Source organism: Treponema sp. OMZ 906, assembly GCF_024181185.1.
Taxonomy (GTDB): Bacteria; Spirochaetota; Spirochaetia; order Treponematales; family Treponemataceae; genus Treponema.
In genome coordinates, this window is the sequence record NZ_CP051196.1 from 1,625,278 (window position 1) to 1,647,941 (window position 22,664).

Consider the following 22,664-nt stretch of genomic DNA (forward strand, 5'->3'; position numbering starts at 1 on the left):
GGGGTTCACCAGCAACAGTACAAATAGTCTAAATGTAAGCTATATCTAACTTTACAAATTATACTTCGCTCAATATTTTGGTTCATTTATAAACCAGCTTGTTCGGTTGGCTCATAAATGTACCGATCATCATCCCCAATGCAGAACGCAGACGCAAAACGTCAGGTAATAAACACTCCACATAAACGAAAAAAAATAAGATGACAGCAAAAACATTAATCCTTCTTTCCTGAGAGAAATTTTGCCTAGTAGACCGGCAAATACATCAGGGAGAATAATTAAAAAAAGGGTATAACACATTCGATATACATATGTTGGCACAAAAATTGCTTTATGATTAATAAGACGTCTACCTTGTATAGACAAATAAACAAAGTAAGGAGTATGCACATGGCACTTATGACAGGCGAACAGTATGTTGAGAGTATGCGTAAACTGAATCTGCAAGTTTACATGTTCGGAAAAAAAGTTGACAATGTTGTTGACAATCCGATTCTTCGGCCGTCCCTGAACTCGGTGAAGGCTACTTATGATCTGGCTCAGATGCCGGAATATGAAGATTTAATGACCGTTAAATCTTCTTTAACCGGAAAGAAGATCAACCGCTTCACACATATTCACCAGAGTCCTGAGGATCTGATTAAAAAGGTAAAGATGCAGCGGCTTTGCGGACAAAAAACCGCAGCTTGCTTCCAGCGCTGTGTCGGTATGGATGCGTTTAACGCCGTTTACAGCACAACGTATGAGCTCGATGAAAAATATGGAACTCACTATCATGAAAACTTCAAAAAGTTTATTCAGCATGTTCAGGATGAAGACCTGACCGTAGACGGCGCAATGACCGACCCGAAAGGAGACCGCTCTTTGGCTCCTCATGCTCAGACCGATCCAGACTTATATCTCCATGTCGTGGAACGGAGAGCCGACGGTATCGTGGTTCGTGGTGCAAAAGCGCACCAAACCGGTTTTATCAATTCACACGAAGTTATCGTTATGCCGACTATCGCAATGGGCGAAGACGACAAAGACTATGCAGTAGCCTTTGCCTGTCCGACCGATGCGAAAGGTATCTTCATGATTGTCGGACGCCAAAGCTGCGACACCAGAAAGCTGGAAGGTTCCGAAATCGATGTCGGTAACTCCACCTACGGCGGAACCGAAGCTTTGGTTATCTTCGATAACGTATTTATTCCGAACGATCACATCTTCCTGAACGGAGAATTTGAATTTGCCGGTATGCTGGTTGAACGCTTTGCAGGATATCACCGCCAGTCTTACGGCGGATGCAAGGTCGGCGTCGGTGACGTTCTTATCGGTGCGGCGGCAGTTGCGGCAGACTACAACGGTGCACAGAAAGCTTCTCACGTTAAAGACAAGCTGATTGAAATGACCCACCTGAACGAAACGCTGTACTGTTGCGGTATCGCATGTTCGGCCGAAGGTACCAAGACCAAATCCGGTAACTACCTTATCGACCTGCTGCTTGCCAACGTCTGTAAGCAGAACGTTACACGCTTCCCGTATGAAATCGCACGCCTTGCAGAAGATATCGCAGGCGGCTTGATGGTTACCGCTCCGGCAGAATCCGATCTGCGCGATCCCAAGCTCGGACCGTACGTCGTTAAATACTTGCAGGGTGTCGCTTCCGTTTCTACCGAGAACCGCTTACGCATTCTCCGCTTGATCGAAAACCTGACCCTCGGCAGCGCCGCAGTCGGTTACCGCACAGAGTCTATGCACGGCGCCGGTTCTCCGCAGGCACAGCGCATCATGATTTCTCGCCAAGGTAACCTTGCAATGAAGAAAAAGCTTGCAAAGGATATCGCGAAGATTAAGGAATAGTGCCGCCTAAGAACTTTAACTGCGGTTGCTAATGATGACATACCGCAGCTATAGAGGCGAAACTTACGAACAAAGGCAGGGCCAATAACCCTGCCTTTTTTTAAAAATGCTTTATAAAATTGTTTCCCATACATAACAACATACAACAACGCAGCTGCAAAAAGCACAATCAGCTTTTAGGGGCTGCAAAAACAAACAAAGGAGGCTCACATGAGTGACCAACTCGCAACTGCAAAGATGCCGGAGCACTTCAACGAAGGGAAATTTCCTTTAAAGAAGAGAGAATTCGGCGGCGTGCAGCCGTACATTCCGCTCGGCCCATTCAATTTACGCATTCCGCTGATCCATCACGAATGGTCATGGACGGAAATGCTCGCTGCATTCTTTCTCGGCGTCGCTTGTCTCGGAGCAGGAACCGCTACCACAATGACAACTTTCGGGTTCGACAATCCGGAAAACATCGCGGCACTGGGAATGACGGAAAACAGCGTCTTTTTAATGTCGCTGACATTCGGCGTACTGAACGCTATCTGTTATTATCTGCCGTCATTACTTGGAGACCCCGTCGTTCCCGGATGGATTACCCCGGCGCTTCCGCTTACATTAAAGTATTTGGCACAATGGGAACTGCCTAACTACGCAACAGGAAATGTTGACCGCGTCTATGCAATGATCGCCCTGCAAATGGTTGTCGCACTTTTCTTCTTAGTGATGGGCGTGACCGGTATCGGACGTAAACTGGTCGATGCGGTACCACGCTCCATTAAGGCGGGTATCGTATTGGGCGCCGGTGTTACGGCTGGTATCAACGTATTCCAATCCCGTATGCCCAAAGCACCGATTACCGTTGTCATAGCGGTATTGATGTCCTACTTCTTCTTGTTTAACTCGACCTTTGCGAAGGCTGCCTCAAAGAACAAGACATTAGATACGCTCCGCAACCAAGGCGTTGTTCCGGCACAAGTATTTGCCATCGTGTTGGCGCCGTTCCTTATCAGAGAAATAGCCGTGCCGAATATTCAATGGGGCTTTACGCCACTGTCTTTCGGTTTTGTGCTTGAACACTTCACCATTTTCGGCCTAGGGATGCCGGCTACAAAATTCTTCTTGGCGGCATTGCCGATGGCACTTACCGTCTATATTATTGCGTTCTCCGACTTTGTTCTTGCAAAAGAAATTGTCACCGAGGCAACCGCTACCCGCGATGATGAAACCGTTATTTTCGATGCGGGACGGTCAAATCTCGTATCCTTCCTGCGTAACGGCATCATGTCGCTCTTTGCACCGTGGGTTCCCATGTGCGGCCCACTTTGGGCATCGGGTCTGCTGACCATTACGGAACGCTACAAGAGAGGATACAAAACGCTGCATAGCTACTGGGATGGCGTCTGTACGTTCCGTGCCGCAACCGTTATTGCCGTTTTAATTCTTCCGCTCGTTACGCTTATCCGTCCGGCTTTCGCTATATTCTTCGGCATTACGATGGGCGTTCAGGCTTTTGCCTGCGGTAACGTCGGAATGACAATGTGTACCAACCGTAATGAAAGAGGTATCGCCTGCGTTATTGCTTCGGCGCTCTGCTTCTATACCCCCGGATGGGCACTACTTATCGGCATTATCCTGTGGGCTGTTATCGAAGGCACCGAGCTCTTTGCAAAAAAATCCGACGCTCAGAGTGCCGCATAACTCCGGCAACAAAATCGTTTAAAAGGATCGGTATGATATGATGACATTACAAGAAGCGCCCTGCGCCGTTTATACCGTCAAAAAAATAAACGGCTCGCGCGATCTTAAAAGACGGATGGAAAACATGGGTATTGCAGCCGGCGCGGATGTAGAAGTGATCGAACATACCGAAACCGTATGCCGGATTAAAACCGTTAAACGAGAAATAGAACTATCCATTGAAGAGGCTGCCTGTATCGGCGTTGGAGAACAGTTTAAACGAAACGGAGACCCTGTTTTGTTCAGCTGCTGCTCTTACGGCCGTGCAGGAGACCTCTGGGATAGGGCAAACAAAATTAATGAAAACGTACAACAAAAAGGAGATGAAAGACCATGAAACAGCTTGCGGTAAAACCTGAAATTCATAAGTTTGAAACGGCGAAAGAATTTGCGGAAGCGTTCAAACTCGGAAAAGACGATCTTGTTATCACAAACGAGTATATCTACAAACCGTTTTTCGGCGCATTGAACCTGCCTTGCGCGACGCTTTTTCAAGAAAAATACGGTGCGGGAGAACCTTCCGACGATATGGTTGAAGCTATGTACAAAGATGTACACGGCAGCTATAAGCGTATTATCGCAATCGGCGGCGGAACCGTCATCGACATTTCGAAGTTTTTCTCCTTAAAGCACACCTCGCCGGTGTTGGACTTATACGACGGAAAGCAGGAAATCGTAAAGGGCAAAGAACTGATTATCGTACCGACTACCTGCGGTACCGGATCGGAGGTAACCAATATCGCCGTACTCTCGCTGAATGCCCGCGGAACAAAAAAAGGCCTTGCGCACGATGCAATGTATGGCGACTATGCGGTGCTGATTCCCGAACTGCTGAAAGACTTGCCCTTTAAATTTTTTGCAACAAGCTCTATCGATGCATTGGTGCATTCCGTTGAATCATCGCTTTCACCCAAAGCAACGGAAAGCACAAAGCTGTTCGGATACAAAGCTATCGAGATGATTTTAAAAGGCTATAAAGAAATCGAGAAAAGCGGCCCCGATGCACGGCTTCCGCTGTTAAGTGATTTCCTGCTTGCATCTAACTATGCAGGTATCGCATTTAGCATTGCAGGATGCGCGGCGGTTCACGCGATGAGCTATCCGATCGGTGCAACCTTCCATGTCGCTCACGGTGAATCGAACTACGCGATGTTTACCGGCGTCTTGAAAAATTATCTTGAAATTAAAAAAGACGGCGAGATTGCAAAACTGAACCGATTTATGGCCGATATTCTCGGATGTGATACGGCACATGTCTACGATGCGTTGGAAAAGCTGCTCAACTGTCTGCTCAAAAAGAAACCGCTGCACGAATACGGTATGAAAAAAGAGCAGATTGCCGAATTTGCCGACAGCGTCATTGCAAATCAGCAGCGCCTTATGGCAAATAACTTTGTGTTCCTTGACAGAGACCGGCTGATTAAAATCTATACCGAATTATTTTAAAGTACGGGGAACGGGGATATCCGAAAAGTTGGTTACTTTTCGAATATCCCCGACATTAAAACCCCTCTAAACACCTGTCATTGACATTTCAAGCGGAATCATCGAGAATATCTTCACGAGGCACTATGATACTACAAAAAAATACTGACCAACACCGTTGGAATTTTTCGCGCTTCGGCGGTGTTACACAGGTCATCTTGAAGGATGCAGATGATATCACGCATTTGTACGAACTTGATCAGAAATTATGGACAGTTTTGGCAATGCCAACTCAGGGGATATTTTTTGATCCTAAGACGATTTCGCTGCTTGATTATGATGGTGACGGATTCATCCGTCCACCTGAAATTCTCGCTACCGTTGATTGGATTAATACTCAGCTTTCCGATATTTCTTTGTTGCTGGAGGAAGGAGATTCCGTACCGCTTGAATTGATTAAGGATGAGACGCTTCGCGCCAGTGCTCGTTGGTTACTGGATCATATCAAAAAGAATGATGCACAAGAAATTTCGATAGCGGATATAGAAACACAAAAAAAATTTTTTGATGCACATATACCGGACTGTAATGCACCGATAGCAGCCGATGAATCGGATGATGATAAGCTAAAACAGATCATCAATATTGCCATTGCCTCTTGTATTGCAAATGGTACACTTACAGACGGAGTTCAACAACGTATCCTGCAAGATTTAATGGCCGATGCGGAGGCATTTTTAGCATGGCAGATTTCTTTGAAAGAAGATGGGATTCTGCCGCTTGATCTGGAACATACCCAAAAAGCCGCAGCGGCGCTCGCCGCTATAAAAGAAAAGGTGGAAGATTATTTTTTACGCTGTACATTAACCGAGTATGCACCAGACAAGGCTGCTGCCTTATCAGCAGACGAAGAGGTATTCCAACAACTTGCAACCGAAAGTATTCATTACGATAATGAAGCGCTGTATGCATTACCCCTCGCCGCAGCAGCCGCTGATAACCCATTGCCCCTGACAAAAGGAATCAATCCTGCATGGAAAGCAAAACTACAAACCTTTGTAGAAGATACCGTTACACCGCTGCTCGGGCACAAAGAATGCATTACACAAGATGAGTTTGCCCTCATAGTGCAGAAACTGACACCGTATCAGGGACGTTTGAGCGGGAAACCTACTACACCGGCAGCGTTGCTCAGTGTTCCGTTCTTACAAGCGCTTATCAACGGCGAAAAACAAGGAGAAGTATCCTCGTTAATTCGATATGCATTAACGATAGAAAAAGAACGCGGAAATGTATCTAATTTGGAAAAACTCGTGCTCCTACGCCGCGATTTTGTTACGTTATTGAAAAACTATATCAGCTTCAGCGACTTTTATGAGGGTAAAGGTTCGGTTTTTCAAGCCGGCGTATTGTATTTTGATACACGTGCAGCAGACTTATGCTTTGAACTTAACGGAGATGCTCGCCATGCGACCTTGGATACGCTTTCCGGTGCCTATTTGGTATACTGCGATATCAGCCGCAAGGGAGAAACCACTAAAAAAATCGTTGCCTTGTTTACAAACGGTGATAGCGACAATATCGTAATCGGTCGAAACGGTATTTTCTACGACCGCGCCGGCAAGGATTGGAACGCAGTTGTTACAAAAGTCATTGCCAACCCAATCAGTGTCCGGCAGGCATTCTTCATGCCGTATAAGCAATTAGCTGCGATGATAGAAACGCAAATTGCAGCACGAGCTGCAGCAGGAGAAGCGAAATCAGCCGATTTGCTTTCCAAGACGGCTGCCACCGTCACAACCGCTGACAAGCAAGCTGTTGCCGGTACAGCCCCAGCGACTGCGGCACCGACAGCAGCCAAAAAACTCGACTTAGGAACCATTGCCTTGATCGGTACTGCATTAGGCGGTATTTCAGCCTTAATCGGCAGCATTCTGCAAGCATTATTCGGATTAGGATTTTGGGTTCCGCTCGGACTTATCGGTATTTTGCTCTGTATTTCCGGTCCGTCGATGATTTTAGCTTCGATGAAATTGCGGAAACGCAGTATTGCTCCGATTCTTGAAGCAAACGGCTGGGCGATAAATATCCGCACAAGAATTAATATTCCGTTCGGAACTCAGCTTACCCAACTCGCCGCTATTCCATTCGGCAGCATCGTGGTTCCCATCGATCCCTTTGCCGATAAGAAAAACGGGCGAAAAGCGGTGTTTATCATACTCGGAATCTTAATCGTCGGAACTGCTGCTTTCTGCTACTTAAAATTCGGTTTGCATTCCCGTTTTTCTGAAATATCGACTTATTTAAAAAATCTCAATAATAAATAAACAATCAGTATCCCCCGATGCTCTGCGTCGGGGGATAAAACTGTGCACGAGCCTATGCGCGTTCGCTTACGAAACAGGACGCAAAACAGCCGTATCTTTGTTCGGAATGCATCAGAAATATCAATACTGTATACCAATTATTCGATTAGACATTATGCGGTGGGATATGGGCAATGCTGGAATCGAACCAGCGACCCCAAGCGTGTCATGCTTGTACTCTAACCAACTGAGCTAATTGCCCGCATTCGATAAATAACAAAAAAGAGTTTATCTTATTTTACTATTTACGTCAAGTCCCAAAATAGGTATACTATTTTCCATCTATGAATCTTGAAGCATTTATCTTGGGCTGCGGGGGCATGATGCCTTTACCGTACCGTCATCTTACTTCGGTGCTGCTTCGCCGTGAGGGCGATTTATTTCTTTTTGATGCAGGCGAAGGCACGCAAGTTTCCCTACGCCGCCTCAACCTCCGATGGAAAAAAATCAATACCATCTTTATCAGTCATACCCATGCGGATCATGTAACGGGATTGCCCGGCATTCTGATGTTATCGGCACAGGTTGACCGCGATGAGCCTCTTTACATTATCGGCCCGCCGAAAATTAAAGAATACGTTGAAACAAGCCGGCAAGTTCTCGATATGTATATCAATTACGAAATCATTATCCAAGAAATTACCGAACCCGGCATTGTGTATAAAACCGATGAGTTTCAAGTGCGGGCATTCTGGCTTGAGCATACTAAGCCGTGTCTCGGCTATGTATTTGAGGAATTTCCCCGGCCGGGAGCCTTCGATCCCGAAGCAGCACGCAGGCTTAATGTCCCATGCGGACCGCTCTGGTCAAAGCTGCAGGCAGGAATGGCCGTAGAAGCGGCAGACGGTACTGTCGTAGAAAGCAGCCAAGTACTCGGACCGCCTCGAAATGGCAGAAAATTCGGATTTGTAACCGATACAAAATATCTCCCGAGCATCGCACCGGAGGTTGCCGGATCCGACTTCTTAGTCTGCGAATCCATGTTTGCAAAAGGAATGGAACAAGATGCTGCCGAAAAAAAACACATGACTTGTACTCAGGCAGCCCAAATTGCACGAGACGCTGCAGTAAAAAAAATGGCACTCATTCACTACAGTCCTCGTTATACGGATCATGACTTAAAGCAGCTTTTAAAAGACGCACAGGAAATATTCCCCAATACGGTGTTATCAAAAGACCGGATGGTAGAAACTATCGAATATACAGATTAAACACCGGACATCTCTAAAAGCTCATTGAGTTTTTAAGAGATGCCTAACTTTTTAGAATTCCCACCCGATACCCAGCTGCGGTTGGATGATATATTTCGGAAATCCGTTTCCCCTTCGAATCGGAATAAGATGATCAAGATTAACTTCGATATATAGCTTTTTATACACATATGCATACAAGGCCGTACCAACATTGAATGTTAATCCCCAATACCATGCCTTCTCACTTGTCAGTTTTTCCGTTGTATTAGTTGTATTATAGGTAAACTGGGTATTTACGAGAAACATCGTACCAAATCCGGCATGTGCATCGAATATCAATCGATGTTTAATAATGGGATAGAAATAAGCAGCATTCAGTTGAGCAAATAATATTCCTGCATTGAGCGTATACCCATCGGTTTTATTTCTTAAATAGGCTCCTGAACCGGTAAAATTAAAACCGAAATTTCCGTAAAACCGCTTTATCGGAGCAACGGTCAGCCGGATACCACCAGCCAAAGGTGCAATACTTGTGTTGAAATAATCTTTTTTTGCTAATATTCGGTTACCGATAAAACCGTTAAAAACATAGTTACCTGAAATAAATATATCAATCGGCTTCTGAAATCGGAACACAATACCGTCTTTTTCTGCCGAAAGGTCACTCGGATCAACTGCTGCAAATGTATAAGTTCCCGGATTTGCTCTCAAAAACTCAAAAGAGACGACTGCATGCGTACCGTTGTCCTTTAACTCAATCACAGTTCCATTTAAAACAGATCCGCTAAGATCATTTTTAAGGACAAAAGCCGTATCTTCATGAAAATTTTTACCGGTTATAGTAAGTGTTTGATCTTCCAACTCATCGAAGTTGATAACTTGCGGAGAGACCGTCGAAACTTCCGGTTGATACGCAATACGAATGGCAAAGTTACGATACTCGCTCGACTCTTCTTTTTGGCCTAAAAGATTGATAACCCGCACACGGAAACGGTAATCCCCCGGAGACAAAGAAACGTCTACATAATTCGTTTTTACAGTACGTTTATCTATCACACGCCATACTTTCGTTTTTTTATCTTGCTGTTCAAGGTCAAATTCAAACCCCAAAATATCATCCAACTTCTCCCAAGAAAGGCGCTGTACAAGCGTAACACCTTTATCGGTTTCTTTAAGGAAATAATTTTTCTTTTCATCCACCGTTTTTTTTGTTTCTTGGGCAGAGGAAGAGAGTTGTTGCGCCGGTAACGGAATAAAACAAAAAAAGAGGATACCGGCAAGTAGTAAGCCGTACTTATTTTCCATATAGAACTCCCGTCTCATCCGTCGATACCGTTCTCCCCTTAGGAATATCTATTCGAAAACGTACACGCGAAACAGTACCGTCTTGGAATACTTTTCCGTTGCTTAATCGCCGCTGTGCTTTCACTTCTGCAGAAAAAATACCGCGGGATAGGCGCGCAATGTCCTTAAAGCTGACCATCGGCTTTGTTGCACCGTCTGCACGAATATCGGCTGTAAACACTACCCGTCCGGAAGAATCGGAGAGTTTAAAATGATAATGTGTAGCATCCGATACTCTGTCCCACTTAAAATCGATACTCCGGTTTGATTTAAAAAAAGAAGCATCTAATACCGTATCTGTTTTGGGGAAACCAAATACAACCTGTGGCAGTGGAGGTACCGGTAAAACGGTAAATACAAACCGTTTCCGCGACGAAATATCAAATCCTTCCGGTATCGTGGCTTTTACTTCCCATGTATATCTTCCCGATTCGAGTGGTGGCGCCTGTATTTCTGTAGACGGATCCGATACTTCAAAAACCGGATTAGCAGTACCCGATTTTCTCAATATGAGTTTTGATGTAGCAGGAGAAACAACCGATGTCCACTTAAAGGTAAACGGATTAAGCGCAGCCTCAAGTCCGCCTATTTTTACCCCGTCAGCCGGATATAACAGTTCTACAGGTTTTAGATGCATAAGTGCGAAGCTATGATCAACAGCTAAGCCGTACCGCCGCGTCGACGTTACGGAAGCGGAGGCAAAGCCTTGAATACTAACTCGGTAGTTGCCTTCTAAGACACGTTGCAAAGCAATTTCAACTTTAGTCTCGGTAATAAATAAGTTTTCATATAACGGAGAATCTTCCTGACCGATTTTCGTAATACGCACCTGATAATAATCCGCACCCTTAACAGGTGACCACGCAAATTTCGTTTTACCCTCAGGAAAAACGATAACGGTATTCCCGACATCAAATAAATTCGGTTTCTCCAACGGAGGCGCAACAGTAAAATACTTAGGTTCGGTTTTTATCGTCCCCGCTTGACCGCCTTCGGAGACTATTCTCCAATACCACTGACCTTGCGGTAAAGAAATTCCTTCAATGCCGTTACCGGATGTCTTTATATCGACAGCAAGTGTCGAGAAATCTTGGGAAGCGGATACTTGAAAGTGTTTTTCCGTTTCGATGTTTGTTTTCCATGTAAACCGGGTATCGGGACACAGAGTATCTGCAAGTACATATCCGTTAGGCGGGAAAATACCACGCAGTGTATAATCGGTATTAACCGTTTCAAATTTAGCCGGTGCGGAAGCGACCATCTCGGTACCTTTTGAATCGATTCCCGATACCGTCCAATAGTATTCACCGTTAGGCAAAACCGTTGCGGCATTATCAAGCTTAAAAGAATTGGATTCAACGATGGTATCGACGACAATCGTCTTCATTTGGGCGTCTTTTGCAACTTTAAGCCGATACGACTTTGTTTCGGAGATGTTTTTCCATGCAAAAGCCATTTCTTTCCCACGCGCAGTTTCCGCCGTTGCCTGAGGAAATAACACCTGTGGGATTTCGGCTGCGGCAGCTTGTTTCTCTATATGAAAAAACGATACTTTCGACGCTTCAGGCGCATTTTCAACTCCGATAAGATACCGAGGGGTAACGCGCCAATACCATGTTCCTTCACCGAACTCGGATAACGTCAGCGATTGAGTATTGATAAAGCGGCTGAATTGGGGGGCTTTCAGTTCAGGATTGTCGGCAACTTCCAACAAATAAGAAGCGACAAGGGAATTTCCCTCCCACAAGAATCGTACGATTGGAGCTGTCTCCGTATAGGTATACTCCGCTTCGACAGCCGGTTCCAACAGTACCGGAGCAGGAGCCGCAATAATATTCACCTTACCGGATTGCACATTCGCGTCAGACGATCCGGAGGCAGAAGAATAAAGCCTCCAATAGAATGATCTGTTCTGTTGCGTAAGCGTAAATTCCGTCAAACCGGTAACCGTGTATTTTTGAACTTCATCGGAGAAACTACCGAGCGGTGAAGTCTCCAGTATTATCTCCTCACCGGTGGGCAATGAGCTTTGCCATTGGAAGGGCACATCGGTGCCGCGGCCGCTCTGGTCAAGCAGTTTAATGTTTTTTCCCGGTCTTACCACCACAAGCGGAAGCTGAACACCCGCCTGCATTACCGCCCCTTGGGTCAACACTTCGGCAGTGCCTGCTCCATCCTGTCCGGTAACGGCGGCTTCCCCTTTTTCGACGACAAGCTGCAGACTCCCCTCGCCACTTTTATCCGCACGAAACGAAGACCCTTTTGAAACCTTCGCTGTCGTATTTTCCGAACTAATCAGCATATTTGAAGAGTCCGAAGTTTCAACTGACACAAGCCCATCCGTCAGATCAATGCGGGATTCTTCATTATTGACAAACACCTGAATCATTGTATTTGAACCGAGCTCAACGACATTACGGTCGATAAAATACAATGTTGCTTCCGCTTCGGGGGATGTACGTATCGTATCACCGTTATACACAGGGGAATTCTGTTGTGGACGATCCCAGACAGCGCGGTCGATAAACTTACGCTGAACCGACTTATACTTATACTGCACGGTCGCAACCGGTGTCTTATCGTTACGTGAAAATGTTCTATTTAAATTCCTCACGAATAAAAATGAACAAATAAAAATGATCAATAGACAAAGGGCTACAACGGAAATATCCACACCCGGATTTTTAAAACTAGGATTGGATTTTGTATTTTTTCTCGTCTTCATTGAGATTTACCTTTGCAAAATCGGGAATAGGAATTCCCAACACATTTCTAATCTGATTAAGACTTGTCGGCCCTTTTTCGCCCGCACCCGGAATACCTTTTTCGTTGGGCATATTGATGACCGCAAACATGCGGAGCGGTTTCTCTTTTCCTTTTACGGTGACGGACGGCATCTCTTCTACCAGAACCTGATCATGCACGAGCTTATAGGTGTATTCGGTGATAAGAATGTCGGTACCCATCGGTTTATTCAATGCTTCCGTTCGGGAGGCAAGGTTAACCGCATCGCCGATAACTGTATATTCCATACGCTTCTGAGAACCGATTTGCCCGGCAACGACCGGCCCGGAATTGATACCGCATCCGATGCGGATAATCGGCTTTTTATCCCCTCCCCGTCCGCGGTTAAACTGCATCAAAGCTGCCCGCATACGGAGCGCTGCGCGGATACAATTCAACGCATCTTCGCGCGGAGAGCCGGAACTCGTCGGCGCACCCCAGACAGCCATAATCGCATCGCCGATAAACTTATCGACAACACCATGTGTGTCATTGACACATTCAACCATCTGAGTCATATATTCATTTAAAAATCCGACAACTTCAAACGGTTCGAGTTTTTCCGAAATCGCGGTAAACGAACGAATATCCGAAAAGAATATCGTTGTTTCTTTGGTTTCACCGCCGAGTGCCAACCGCCCCTGCGCTGCAAGCTCCGCGATCTCCTTATTAATAAACCTTCCGAACGAATCCTTTAAGCGTTCCCGTTCAGCAAGACCTTTTCCCATCTGTACGAAACTTGAAGTTAAAAGCCCCACTTCATCATGTGTTTTCGGCTTTAAGTCAAGTTCGTATTCGCCCGCTTCAATTTGGTGAGCTGCGACGGTCAGCAGCTTGATCGGTGTGCTGATGGATTTGGATAAGAACCACACAAACATTGCCGAAAGAGCGAGTACCGCAATGCTTAAATAGAGGTTGCGCTTTGCCGTATCGTTGACGGGCTCAAGAACCTGCTCCGCTTCTGCAGTGGTAAGAACCGCCGCATCGCCGAGTGAAAGGCGCGTATACGAACCGAAATACTTTTTACCTGCTTCATCCTGAAACAGCATTTGCCGGTTGGTATCGCCGTTTTCGCGCATTTGGGTAAAGAGCGGAAAGGTAGCGACGCTCGCACCGCGGCGGATAAGATCAAAATCAGGATGAATAAGTACATCCCCCCTATCGTTTACGAGATACGTTGTCTGCAATGTCCCTTGCCCGAACCCGTCGGAGAGCTTCTCTGCAGAAAAGAATACCGCAAGCCCTTGTGCAAGACCTTTCTCTTTATACGGATAAAACAAGACCAACATCGGTTGATTAAAAAGCGGCGCGGCATTGAGGATCTTCATAATCCCCTGCTCTACTTGAGCCGCTGCCTCCCGTTCTTGCTTTAAAAACGCTTCTACTAGTGACGGCTCCAGCTCATGGGATAAAAAGAACGTCGTATTCAGCAATGTACGGTCGATACCGTCAGAACGTCGTGAATCGGTAACCAGAACAGCTGCAACCGAAGGGTTGCGTTCAAAATAAAACGCGGCAGCTTGCTTTGCAAAACTGCTTGAACTTTCGGCTGTATTGATAAGATCCAATAACAGAAAAGCATTTGCTCTAATGGAAGAAAGTTCATTTTCAACGGAACTTGCCGCTTGAGCGTTCACCGTTCGGTTGTTTTCCTCGGCAGTAATTCGGACATCTTCGCTGCCGAACCATGTTACCAATAGGGTAATCGTTCCAAGCGCAATAATAAGTAAAATGGAAATCATCATAACCAATTTTACTGCTATCGGAAATTTTACCCTTTCCTGTCCAACAGTATGCGTGTTTTTTTGTTCTGACATTTATTTCTCCGCATTCGGAAATGACCACCATTTTCCTAAAGAAAACTCCATCATCCGAATTTTTACATTTAGCACACAATATCTCTTATTATTTTATTATAACTTCCTATTTATCGCAAGGTAAATAGAAAAAGAAATATGAAACTTAAAAAAAAGAACCATGGTTATTGCCCTTTAAATGCACGTAAGGCCATCGACATGGTACCGTAAGCCCTCTAAAAATACACTTTTTAGAGGGCTTTTTGCTTCTTTTTGTAATGCATTTATAACGCAGCAAGTTTTTTCCGTACCAGTTCCGTAGTTTGATTAGGATTCGCCTTGCCCTGCGATTTTTTCATCACCTGCCCCATCAGCCAGCCGGCGACATTAGTCTTGCCCTTTTTCCAGTCGGCGATAGCTTGGGGATTTGCCGCAAAGACCTCATCCACCAGTTTCTCGATAGTGCCGGTATCGCTTACCTGCGTCATTCCCCTATTTTTGATGATCTGCCGGGGATGTTCACCGCTTTCCAACATCTCTACAAAAACATCCTTTGCCTGCTTGCTGGTAATAGTCTGTGCATCAAGTTCATTGACCAGTTCGGCAATATGGTCGGGACCAAACGGAAGCTGCTCAAGTCCAATATGCTTTTCATTTAATACCGCAAGGACTTCCGCAAGTACCCAGTTGGCAACTTTTTTGGGGTCTTTTGTTTGAGCGGCAGCAGCCTCAAACCACTCCGCTAAATTCCGCTCGGTTGTCAGTGTTTCCACATCGAATTGAGAAAGGCCGTACTCTTTTTTAAACCGTTCCCGTTTTGCAGCCGGAAGCTCTCCAACGGTTTTGCATACCGAATCGATGTATCCACGGCTCAGCATCAGCGAAGGAATATCGGGTTCGCGCATAAAACGGTAGTCAAGCGCGGAATTTTTTGTGCGCTGGATAACGGTTTTTCCGCTCGGCTCATCCCAGCCCATTGTACGTTTAAAATCAGCCGAATACTCCTGCCGGTCGGTTTTAAACTCTTCGAGCTGCCGCTGAACTTCATACGCACAGGCATCGCGTACCGTTCTAAACGAGTTCATATTCTTAATTTCGGAAATCGGCGTCCGGTATTCTTTGCCGTTTTCAAATACTTTTAGGTTGATGTTCGCATCGCAGCGCATCGCGCCTTCTTCCAAGTTACCGTCGGTAACGCCGATAAACTTTAAAATTTCCCGAATTGTCTGCATATACTGTGCTGCTTCTTCGGGGCTTTTCATATCCGGCTTAGATACGATTTCGATAAGCGGAACCCCGCAGCGGTTATAATCTACATAGCTATGCGCTCCTTCGATGTGAAGGCTTTTACCGGCATCTTCTTCGAGATGAATACGCTCAATTCTGATTGTCCGCATCTCGGGCAGTTCATTAGGAGCCGCCATATTGATTTCAACCTGACCGTTTTCACAAATCGGTTTATCGAATTGGGTAATCTGGTAGCCTTTAACCAAGTCGGGATAAAAGTAATGCTTCCGGTCAAACTTGCTGAATTCGTTGATCGTGCAGCCAAGCGCAAAACCTGCTTTAATACCGAGTTTGACGTATTCGTCGCCGACAACGGGCAAGGCGCCGGGAAGTCCTAAACAAACCGGACAGACACGGGAATTCGGCATTCCGCCGTAACGGTTTTCGCAGGAACAGAACGCTTTTGTCTTTGTTAACAGTTGGCAGTGAATTTCACAGCCGATAATTACTTCGTAGGATAATTCCGAACTCATACCCGTTCCGCCTCCAACGTTTTTGCCAATCGTAAGATTTTTCCTTCGGAAAGCTTCGCGCCCACAATTTGCATACCGATCGGGCGGCCGTCTTGTGCTTTGCCCGCGGGTATCGACAGCGCCGGAATATGGGATAAATTAACAAATGTCGTAAACAAATCCGAAAGGTACATCGCAAGCGGATCGTTTACGCGCTCACCGAGCTTAAACGCCGGTGTCGGCGCGGTCGGGCAGAAAATAAAATCATAGTGCTGTAAAACCGCCCCGACCTCTTTTTCCATACGGGCGCGGACACGGAGCGCATTTTCATAGCAATCCCCCGACAGGTGATGCGACAACACATAGTTTCCGGTGATAATGCGCCGTTTTACCTCGCGGCCGAACCCTGCTGATCGGGTGGCACAATATAGCTCGTCGTACCCTTTGCCCGGATCCACACGTAAGCCGTAGCGGATTCCGTCAAAACGGGCAAGATTGCTCGCCGCCTCAGAAAGCGCAATAACATAGTACATCGCAATGGCAGATTCCAACACCGGTATGGAAACGGGATCGACTTGAATACCCTTTGAGGCAAACCAACTGCGGAACTTTTCAAACAGCACCGCAACATCCGTATCCAAACCTTTCGCTTGCGTAAATTCAACCGGTAATGCAATGCGGAGTTTTTTTAACTCGTTGTCGGCGTAGGGTTGCAAGTGTGCGCAGGAAGAAAAATCATATTGGACACTCGTTTCATCATGCGGATCGGCGCCTCCTGCGACCGAAAGGCCTAATCCGACATCATCTACACAGCGGGCAAAAAGCCCTACTTGATCGAGCGAAGAGCCGAACGCGACGACGCCGTAGCGGCTGATAGCGCCGTAAGTCGGTTTTAATCCGTATATTCCGCAATACGAAGCGGGAAGTCGTACGGAACCACCCGTTTCCGTACCGAGTGCAAACGGAACCTGAAAACCGGCAACCACCGCTGCGGAACCGCCCGAACTGCCGCCGGGTGTCAGCGCGCGATCTACAGGATTATGCGACGGCCCATATACCGAATATTCGGTGGAAGAGCCCATCGCAAACTCATCCATATTTGCTCTACCAATCGGGATTGCGCCAGCCTCCGTTAAACGGGTAATAACCGTTGCGTTATACGGGGCTCTGTAACCGTCCAATATCTTACTGCAGCAGGTACAAAGTTTCCCGCGTATTGAAATATTATCTTTTACTGCAAAGGGTAACCCTAAAAGCGGCTTATCAGCCCCCTTGCCTTCTTTCCGTAGTGCATCGGCTTTTTCCGCTTGCGCTTCTGCATCGTCAAAAAACTCAATAAATCCATGCAACGGCGTCGTTTGCTTTTCATCCGCCTGATATGCTGCCTTTAATGCACGAACGATGTCAACGGAAGAGGCCACCCCTTCTTCCAAGTACGTTTTTAATTCGGCTAAGCTCGCTGTACAAAGATCTTTCATGATCACACCCCACTCCCGAGAACTTTAGGTACACGAAAATAGCCGTCCATATATTCACTCGACATCTTCTTTAAATCCGACTGCGTTATGCCAGCTGAAATGGTATCGCTGCGGAGTAACTCTTCCGAAATCATTGCAGTGTCGTCTGCCTCGGTAGATACATCATACTTTTTGAGAATATCGAAATATTCGATAATTTGACTAACCTGTCCGGCAATAGACTCTGTGTCACTGTCATTCGAAGAAAGGCGCGAGAGATAGAGTAAATTATCGAATACTTCAGGAGTAATTTTACTGTTTTGATCCATCGTTTTTCCTTAACTATAAATATTTAAGGGGAACCCAAAAAACTTCAGTTTTCAGAGGTTCCCACTTTTTTTAGTCAACATACCCCGATGCAGAGCGCTGCCGAAGAACGGCGGGTATTAAAACCTCCGCATGAATAAACATCGGAAATATGATTAGATTTCCGGGACTTCATTTTCATCCGGACATGTTTCTCGATTTTGAGAGGATAACCGATTTAAACGGCTGATAATTTCACGTGTTTGTTCTTGCGATTCTGCCGTTTTCGAAAAAATGCGTATTAGGCTGGTGATATTATCAACCATTGCATCAATTTCAGCATTAACCTTTTCGGTAGCTTGCGTTAAATGGTCAAAACTGGTAACCGTATTTTCCCGTGTTTCGATAATCTGGCTATTTTCGTTCTTTAAGGCCGTCATTTCTTCCAACACTTCTTTCAACGTTTGTTCCATTCGGGTCGTATGAGCATCCGTATGTCCGATAAAGGTTGCGATTTCTGCAAGCATATGCTCGAAATCGGTTACTTTATTGCTGATATCGGCAAAACTCTGGGCTAAAATATCCGCAGCAGAAGCAGTTTCGTCGATAGAAGTGGTAATTTGTTTAATAATCTTTCCGGTCGAATCCGATTCGGAAGACGCCCTCTCAGCCAAATTTCGAATTTCTTCAGCAACAACAGCAAACCCTTTTCCGGCATCACCTGCATGGGCAGCTTCGATAGCGGCATTCATTGCAAGCATATCCGTCTGCTCTGCAACCTGTGTTATCAGCTGGTTGGTTTCAAGCAAAACGGCAGAACGGGCAGTAATGTCGGATATCGTCTTTGTCATCTTTGAAAAGTTTGTTTTTCCGACTTCATTTGCTTGGAAGATATTCATAAAGTTATCTTGAATAACCTTGAATTTTTCCGTCAGTAATTTTGTGTTTTGGATTAAGTCCGTAAGCTTATCCATTGCATCCTTCGACTTTTCACTTTGCTGTGTAATTTGCGTATCCAAGCCTTCAAGGAAAGTATTTAAATAATTAGTATTGGTTTCCGTATCAATCAAACTCGTTTTCTGCGAAGATACTTCTTCGAGTACCAACTTAATATAGCTTGAAATTTTATCTACATAGGACTGAGCGCTGTGCATATTCGAGGTCAACACGGTATCTTCGTTTGCCAAATCTTCGATAACTTTTTTAATTTCAGCGATAAATGTATTCAATTGATCGGAAGAGGCAATAACCTTATCGCGCATCAACTCGCTCTCTCTTTTCTCAAAATAAAATATTCTTGCAAATGAGACTGCTTGGATCAGCAGGAAAAAGAGAAGGCCAAAGGGGAGCGTCGCCGGCGTATGGATAAGCTCCATTCCCTCAAGGATATCGATCACGGAGGTTACCATCAGCGCAGCAAAACCTGTTGCAATAAACGACGCCTCTTTCTCTTTTTTATACACCAACCGCACGATGAGATATAGGAGGTATAAAACTTCTAAAAGACAAACGACCTGATGTATATAGAGAAACGATGTAAAAAAAGCCCCTCTCGTAACAAGCGTTAAAATTCCATACAGCAAACCTTCAGAGACCCAGACAATGACAATCGCTTTATGAATATATTTCTTGTAAAGTTCATAAAAGTACATGATGACAGGAATTGAAACGGTTGCAAAACTGAAATAGTCCATACGGAGCACTGTCATCCAGGAAAAGCCGAATAAATCGGATCCAATTATCGTTCCCGTCGAGAGTATTCGTATCATAACGATAAATACAAGCAGCGTAAAATACAAAATACTGAGCTCTTTTGTTCTGAAGATAAACAATATCAAATGGTAAAGACCGAGTGCTAATGCAAAACTGAAAATCATTGCTTCGATAAGTTTATTTCGATATATAGACGATTCGATAACGGACGTTTTATTAATGATAACAGGATTGTATATACCCTGTTTCTTGTGATCAATACTTTTTATTTGAATCAAAAGATCGACCTGCGTTTCGCCTGCCGGTAATACAAAACAAGACGATTGCGCATCCGTAAGCTTTCTTCCGGAAGGATTATACGCGTCAAGCTTTACGCCGTTTGCAAAAACGGTGAGCGAAGGGAACCTGTTTTTCAGGTACACCGAAAGGGAAGGAGCTCCTTTAGGCAACAGTAGCCTTAGGGTATATGTCGCATAGCCGTTTGAAGGATAAGATTTTCCTTGCCCCGATTTTCTATCTGCCCAAGAAGATGGTACCGCCATATATTCGGAGGGATCTTTCCAATCTTCCAAGAATTCGTTCCAAAAAAAACCGTAATTGCCGGAGAGAAGAACCTTACCGCGGGTATCAAAGTTCCAGTTTCGTAAATCGATAACACCGCCTTGTACTGTCGGCGCGGTTTCCGCATAGACAGCGGTACCCAAGCCAAAAAAAATAAAGGTCGTCAATACGACCGATAAAAGATACTTTTTATTATAGAAAGTTTTTTTAAACAGTGAAGGGCGGTATACCATAGCAGAAGCGGGACAAATCACTTCGGTATATTTTGCACCGGGACGAGAAATTAATTCTTTCATGCTGTAACTCTCCATAGGTATGCCGTTATCACAAAGGGACGATACTTCCCCCATGATATGAACCGGCTATTTTGAATGTATTTAGTATAGACTAAAAATATGAATTATGCTAGCACCCTACTTTTGAAAATATGCATACCGTCTACGGCGTTGCAGGGTGAATAACAGTCCTCGACGTGCAAAAAGCACGCCTGCGGGTGTTATTCACTCTGCGCCTTGTATCCGGTACTACTATTTTCAAAAGCGCTGGAATTACGGGGCATATACGGCGTTGCAGCGTTATTTTTTATCGATGGGATAAAAATGAATGAGTATGAGACCGCATAAACACATGGTTGCAGCGATCGGCCCTGCAATAAACCTAATAGCAAATATCGTTTTAGGAGGTTGGATTACATCAGCACAGTAACCGGCTGCACTAAGAATTAAGCCCGAAACGCCGGTTGAAATAGCCTGTCCGAGCTTACTGGCAAAAGTCCACACTCCGTAATAACAACCTTCGTTGTGTACCGTATCAGGCTGCCACGCGATCGCATCAGGCAGCATTGCCCAAGGAGTCGCAAAAGCAAAGCCAACCCCAACTCCCGCAGCTACAAACAAGAGTGAAAGGCCGATTACCCCGATACGGTGTCCTATAAAAAAGATTACCATCGTAGAAATACACAATACGGCAAGTCCTACGCAGTATGAAAAATTTTTTCCCAGTATATTTGAGCATTTGGCCGCAACCGGAATAGAAACGATCGCCGTTACCAGTAAGAGCCCCATAATCGTACTTGAAGACGCTTCCGCTTGGTAAATGTACTTTAGGTAATACACAACCATGCCTTGCAAAAAATTGAGTGCAGTAATATGTAGTACAAAAACAGCCAGCAACACCGTGTACGCGGAATTTTTAAATACCGAGCGGTAGGCGGAAAAGAACGCTTCTGTTTTTTTCTTACCGTTTTTAGGCGGTGCAGCAGACTCTCGCACTGAAAAAAAAGTGATAAAAGTTGTTATTATGATAATACCGCCGATAGCTGCCCCTGCAACCGAGAAGCCTAAGGCTTTTGACGGGAATATATTGACAATCGGCATCACAATAACAGCACCCATTATCGTACCGATTCCGGCGCACAAAAAACGGTAGGCATTTAACGAGGTTTGTTCGTTATAATCCGAGGTTAATTCGGGGGTTAAAGCAGAATACGGAATATTCACGAGAGTCATCGTCGTATTTACCAAACAAAGCATCAACAGTGCCCACCAAAACAGCGCTGTTTGACCGGTAACCGAAGGCTTGGTAAAAAACAGCCAAAGCGAAAGACCGAACGGAAGCGCTCCGAACAAGAGATACGGACGGCGCCTGCCGAATCGGGAACGAGTGTTATCGGAAAGAAAGCCGACAATAGGGTCGGTAACTGCATCCCATATTTTCGCCACCATAATGGCGACGCCGGCAAGGGCGGGTGCCAGATACACCGTATCGGTAAGATAGGTCAGCGTCCAAAAGCCCATAGCCGTAAAAAACAGATTTCCACCGATGTCGGCAATTCCGAATCCGAGTTTTTTTCGTACCGGCAACCGTACATCGGCTAAGCATACTTCGGTTATCGGGACTTCTGCACTATCAGCAACAATTTTTTCGCTTATAATTTTTTTATTCATAGACAGTAACAATCTGCGGAAGCGCCCGCTCTTTTAAAATACGACTTATTCCAAAAGCGATGGCAGCCCCTGCGGCAAGACCGGCAGCGATACCGGCTAAAGCCAGCGATTCGTTATGCGTTCGCAAAAAGATTACCGTAAAGGAAAGCATCGAAAGCACGAGCGGAATACCCACTGCGCACAGTCCCTGAAAACGGGCAGCTTTTTCGGAAATAAAGACACCGACCTTGTTTCCAATCCATAAATCTTTTCCCGAAACGTTCAGCGCATCGACGATGTTGCCCTGTACAACCAGCAAACCGTCTTTACTGCCTCCGCCACAAGCATGGCAACCGCCGCCGCATGACGCGCATCCGCTGCGGCTATCGGTAGATTTAATGGAACAAAGATCTGCTTCGGGCGTATCGTATTCAATAGTCGCAATCTGCATGCCGTTCCGTTTCGTTATCGGCATACGTATCACTCTT

Annotated in this window: 15 protein-coding genes and 1 tRNA gene; 6 read left to right on the top strand and 10 right to left on the bottom strand. The window is 45.5% G+C overall.

Annotated elements, in window-relative coordinates; all coding sequences use genetic code 11:
- The first annotated feature begins 390 nt into the window (after window positions 1-390).
- The 5 genes from E4N69_RS07285 to E4N69_RS07305 all read left to right on the top strand — a co-directional run bounded on the left by E4N69_RS07285 (window position 391) and on the right by E4N69_RS07305 (window position 7,319).
- Window positions 391-1,842, top strand: coding sequence for a 4-hydroxyphenylacetate 3-hydroxylase family protein (locus tag E4N69_RS07285; protein ID WP_006188709.1), 1,452 nt, complete (start codon window positions 391-393; stop codon window positions 1,840-1,842).
- Between the two features lie 210 nt (window positions 1,843-2,052).
- The gene (locus E4N69_RS07290) at window positions 2,053-3,528 is read left to right on the top strand and encodes a hypothetical protein (protein ID WP_253823412.1); all 1,476 of its coding nucleotides are present in this window, start codon (window positions 2,053-2,055) and stop codon (window positions 3,526-3,528) included.
- Between the two features lie 37 nt (window positions 3,529-3,565).
- A complete protein-coding gene (locus tag E4N69_RS07295; protein ID WP_253823413.1) occupies window positions 3,566-3,904 on the top strand; it encodes a ferrous iron transport protein A in 339 nt (112 codons plus the stop codon).
- On the top strand, window positions 3,901-5,013 hold the full coding sequence (locus E4N69_RS07300) for a 4-hydroxybutyrate dehydrogenase (RefSeq protein ID WP_253823414.1): 1,113 nt from the start codon (window positions 3,901-3,903) through the stop codon (window positions 5,011-5,013). Before E4N69_RS07295 ends, E4N69_RS07300 begins: the two co-directional genes overlap by 4 nt.
- 125 nt (window positions 5,014-5,138) lie before the next feature.
- The gene (locus E4N69_RS07305; RefSeq protein WP_253823415.1) at window positions 5,139-7,319 is read left to right on the top strand and encodes a hypothetical protein; all 2,181 of its coding nucleotides are present in this window, start codon (window positions 5,139-5,141) and stop codon (window positions 7,317-7,319) included.
- 167 nt (window positions 7,320-7,486) lie between these two features.
- Here E4N69_RS07305 and E4N69_RS07310 read toward each other — a convergent pair.
- Window positions 7,487-7,560 (bottom strand) — tRNA-Val (locus E4N69_RS07310).
- An 82-nt stretch (window positions 7,561-7,642) separates the two neighbouring features.
- On the opposite strand from E4N69_RS07310, the gene E4N69_RS07315 reads away from it, so the two are divergent.
- A complete protein-coding gene (locus E4N69_RS07315) occupies window positions 7,643-8,569 on the top strand; it encodes a ribonuclease Z (RefSeq protein ID WP_162663692.1) in 927 nt (308 codons plus the stop codon).
- A gap of 51 nt (window positions 8,570-8,620) precedes the next feature.
- Here E4N69_RS07315 and E4N69_RS07320 read toward each other — a convergent pair whose 3' ends face one another.
- The 9 genes from E4N69_RS07320 to E4N69_RS07360 all read right to left on the bottom strand — a co-directional run bounded on the left by E4N69_RS07320 (window position 8,621) and on the right by E4N69_RS07360 (window position 22,651).
- Window positions 8,621-9,856, bottom strand: coding sequence for a fibronectin type III domain-containing protein (locus tag E4N69_RS07320; RefSeq protein ID WP_162663693.1), 1,236 nt, complete (start codon window positions 9,854-9,856; stop codon window positions 8,621-8,623).
- Window positions 9,846-12,620, bottom strand: coding sequence for a FecR domain-containing protein (locus E4N69_RS07325; RefSeq protein ID WP_253823416.1), 2,775 nt, complete (start codon window positions 12,618-12,620; stop codon window positions 9,846-9,848). The genes E4N69_RS07320 and E4N69_RS07325 overlap by 11 nt, the downstream gene beginning before the upstream one ends.
- Window positions 12,586-14,496, bottom strand: a complete 1,911-nt coding sequence (locus E4N69_RS07330; RefSeq protein ID WP_253823417.1) for an adenylate/guanylate cyclase domain-containing protein — start codon at window positions 14,494-14,496, stop codon at window positions 12,586-12,588. Before E4N69_RS07330 ends, E4N69_RS07325 begins: the two co-directional genes overlap by 35 nt.
- Window positions 14,497-14,759: 263 nt before the next feature.
- Window positions 14,760-16,235 carry an Asp-tRNA(Asn)/Glu-tRNA(Gln) amidotransferase subunit GatB gene (gene gatB / locus E4N69_RS07335; protein ID WP_253823418.1) on the bottom strand — a complete coding sequence of 492 codons (1,476 nt, stop codon included), beginning with the start codon at window positions 16,233-16,235 and terminating at the stop codon, window positions 14,760-14,762.
- Window positions 16,232-17,692, bottom strand: coding sequence for an Asp-tRNA(Asn)/Glu-tRNA(Gln) amidotransferase subunit GatA (gene gatA, locus E4N69_RS07340; RefSeq protein ID WP_253824892.1), 1,461 nt, complete (start codon window positions 17,690-17,692; stop codon window positions 16,232-16,234). The genes gatB and gatA overlap by 4 nt, the downstream gene beginning before the upstream one ends.
- A gap of 2 nt (window positions 17,693-17,694) precedes the next feature.
- Window positions 17,695-18,000, bottom strand: a complete 306-nt coding sequence (gatC, locus tag E4N69_RS07345; RefSeq protein WP_162663697.1) for an Asp-tRNA(Asn)/Glu-tRNA(Gln) amidotransferase subunit GatC — start codon at window positions 17,998-18,000, stop codon at window positions 17,695-17,697.
- 153 nt (window positions 18,001-18,153) lie between these two features.
- On the bottom strand, window positions 18,154-20,547 hold the full coding sequence (locus tag E4N69_RS07350; RefSeq protein WP_253713921.1) for a methyl-accepting chemotaxis protein: 2,394 nt from the start codon (window positions 20,545-20,547) through the stop codon (window positions 18,154-18,156).
- Between the two features lie 279 nt (window positions 20,548-20,826).
- Entirely contained in the window at window positions 20,827-22,197 is a 1,371-nt protein-coding gene (locus E4N69_RS07355; RefSeq protein ID WP_253823419.1) for an MFS transporter, read from the bottom strand.
- The gene (locus E4N69_RS07360; protein WP_253823420.1) at window positions 22,190-22,651 is read right to left on the bottom strand and encodes a SoxR reducing system RseC family protein; all 462 of its coding nucleotides are present in this window, start codon (window positions 22,649-22,651) and stop codon (window positions 22,190-22,192) included. The genes E4N69_RS07355 and E4N69_RS07360 overlap by 8 nt, the downstream gene beginning before the upstream one ends.
- Window positions 22,652-22,664 lie beyond the last annotated feature (13 nt).

Coding starts and splice junctions, on each gene's coding strand:
- E4N69_RS07285 (WP_006188709.1), top strand. CDS start 391: ATGGCACTTATGACAGGCGAACAGTATGTTGAGAGTATGCGTAAACTG.
- E4N69_RS07290 (WP_253823412.1), top strand. CDS start 2,053: ATGAGTGACCAACTCGCAACTGCAAAGATGCCGGAGCACTTCAACGAA.
- E4N69_RS07295 (WP_253823413.1), top strand. CDS start 3,566: ATGATGACATTACAAGAAGCGCCCTGCGCCGTTTATACCGTCAAAAAA.
- E4N69_RS07300 (WP_253823414.1), top strand. CDS start 3,901: ATGAAACAGCTTGCGGTAAAACCTGAAATTCATAAGTTTGAAACGGCG.
- E4N69_RS07305 (WP_253823415.1), top strand. CDS start 5,139: ATGATACTACAAAAAAATACTGACCAACACCGTTGGAATTTTTCGCGC.
- E4N69_RS07315 (WP_162663692.1), top strand. CDS start 7,643: ATGAATCTTGAAGCATTTATCTTGGGCTGCGGGGGCATGATGCCTTTA.
- E4N69_RS07320 (WP_162663693.1), bottom strand. CDS start 9,856: ATGGAAAATAAGTACGGCTTACTACTTGCCGGTATCCTCTTTTTTTGT.
- E4N69_RS07325 (WP_253823416.1), bottom strand. CDS start 12,620: ATGAAGACGAGAAAAAATACAAAATCCAATCCTAGTTTTAAAAATCCG.
- E4N69_RS07330 (WP_253823417.1), bottom strand. CDS start 14,496: ATGTCAGAACAAAAAAACACGCATACTGTTGGACAGGAAAGGGTAAAA.
- gatB (WP_253823418.1), bottom strand. CDS start 16,235: ATGAGTTCGGAATTATCCTACGAAGTAATTATCGGCTGTGAAATTCAC.
- gatA (WP_253824892.1), bottom strand. CDS start 17,692: ATGAAAGATCTTTGTACAGCGAGCTTAGCCGAATTAAAAACGTACTTG.
- gatC (WP_162663697.1), bottom strand. CDS start 18,000: ATGGATCAAAACAGTAAAATTACTCCTGAAGTATTCGATAATTTACTC.
- E4N69_RS07350 (WP_253713921.1), bottom strand. CDS start 20,547: ATGAAAGAATTAATTTCTCGTCCCGGTGCAAAATATACCGAAGTGATT.
- E4N69_RS07355 (WP_253823419.1), bottom strand. CDS start 22,197: ATGAATAAAAAAATTATAAGCGAAAAAATTGTTGCTGATAGTGCAGAA.
- E4N69_RS07360 (WP_253823420.1), bottom strand. CDS start 22,651: ATGCCGATAACGAAACGGAACGGCATGCAGATTGCGACTATTGAATAC.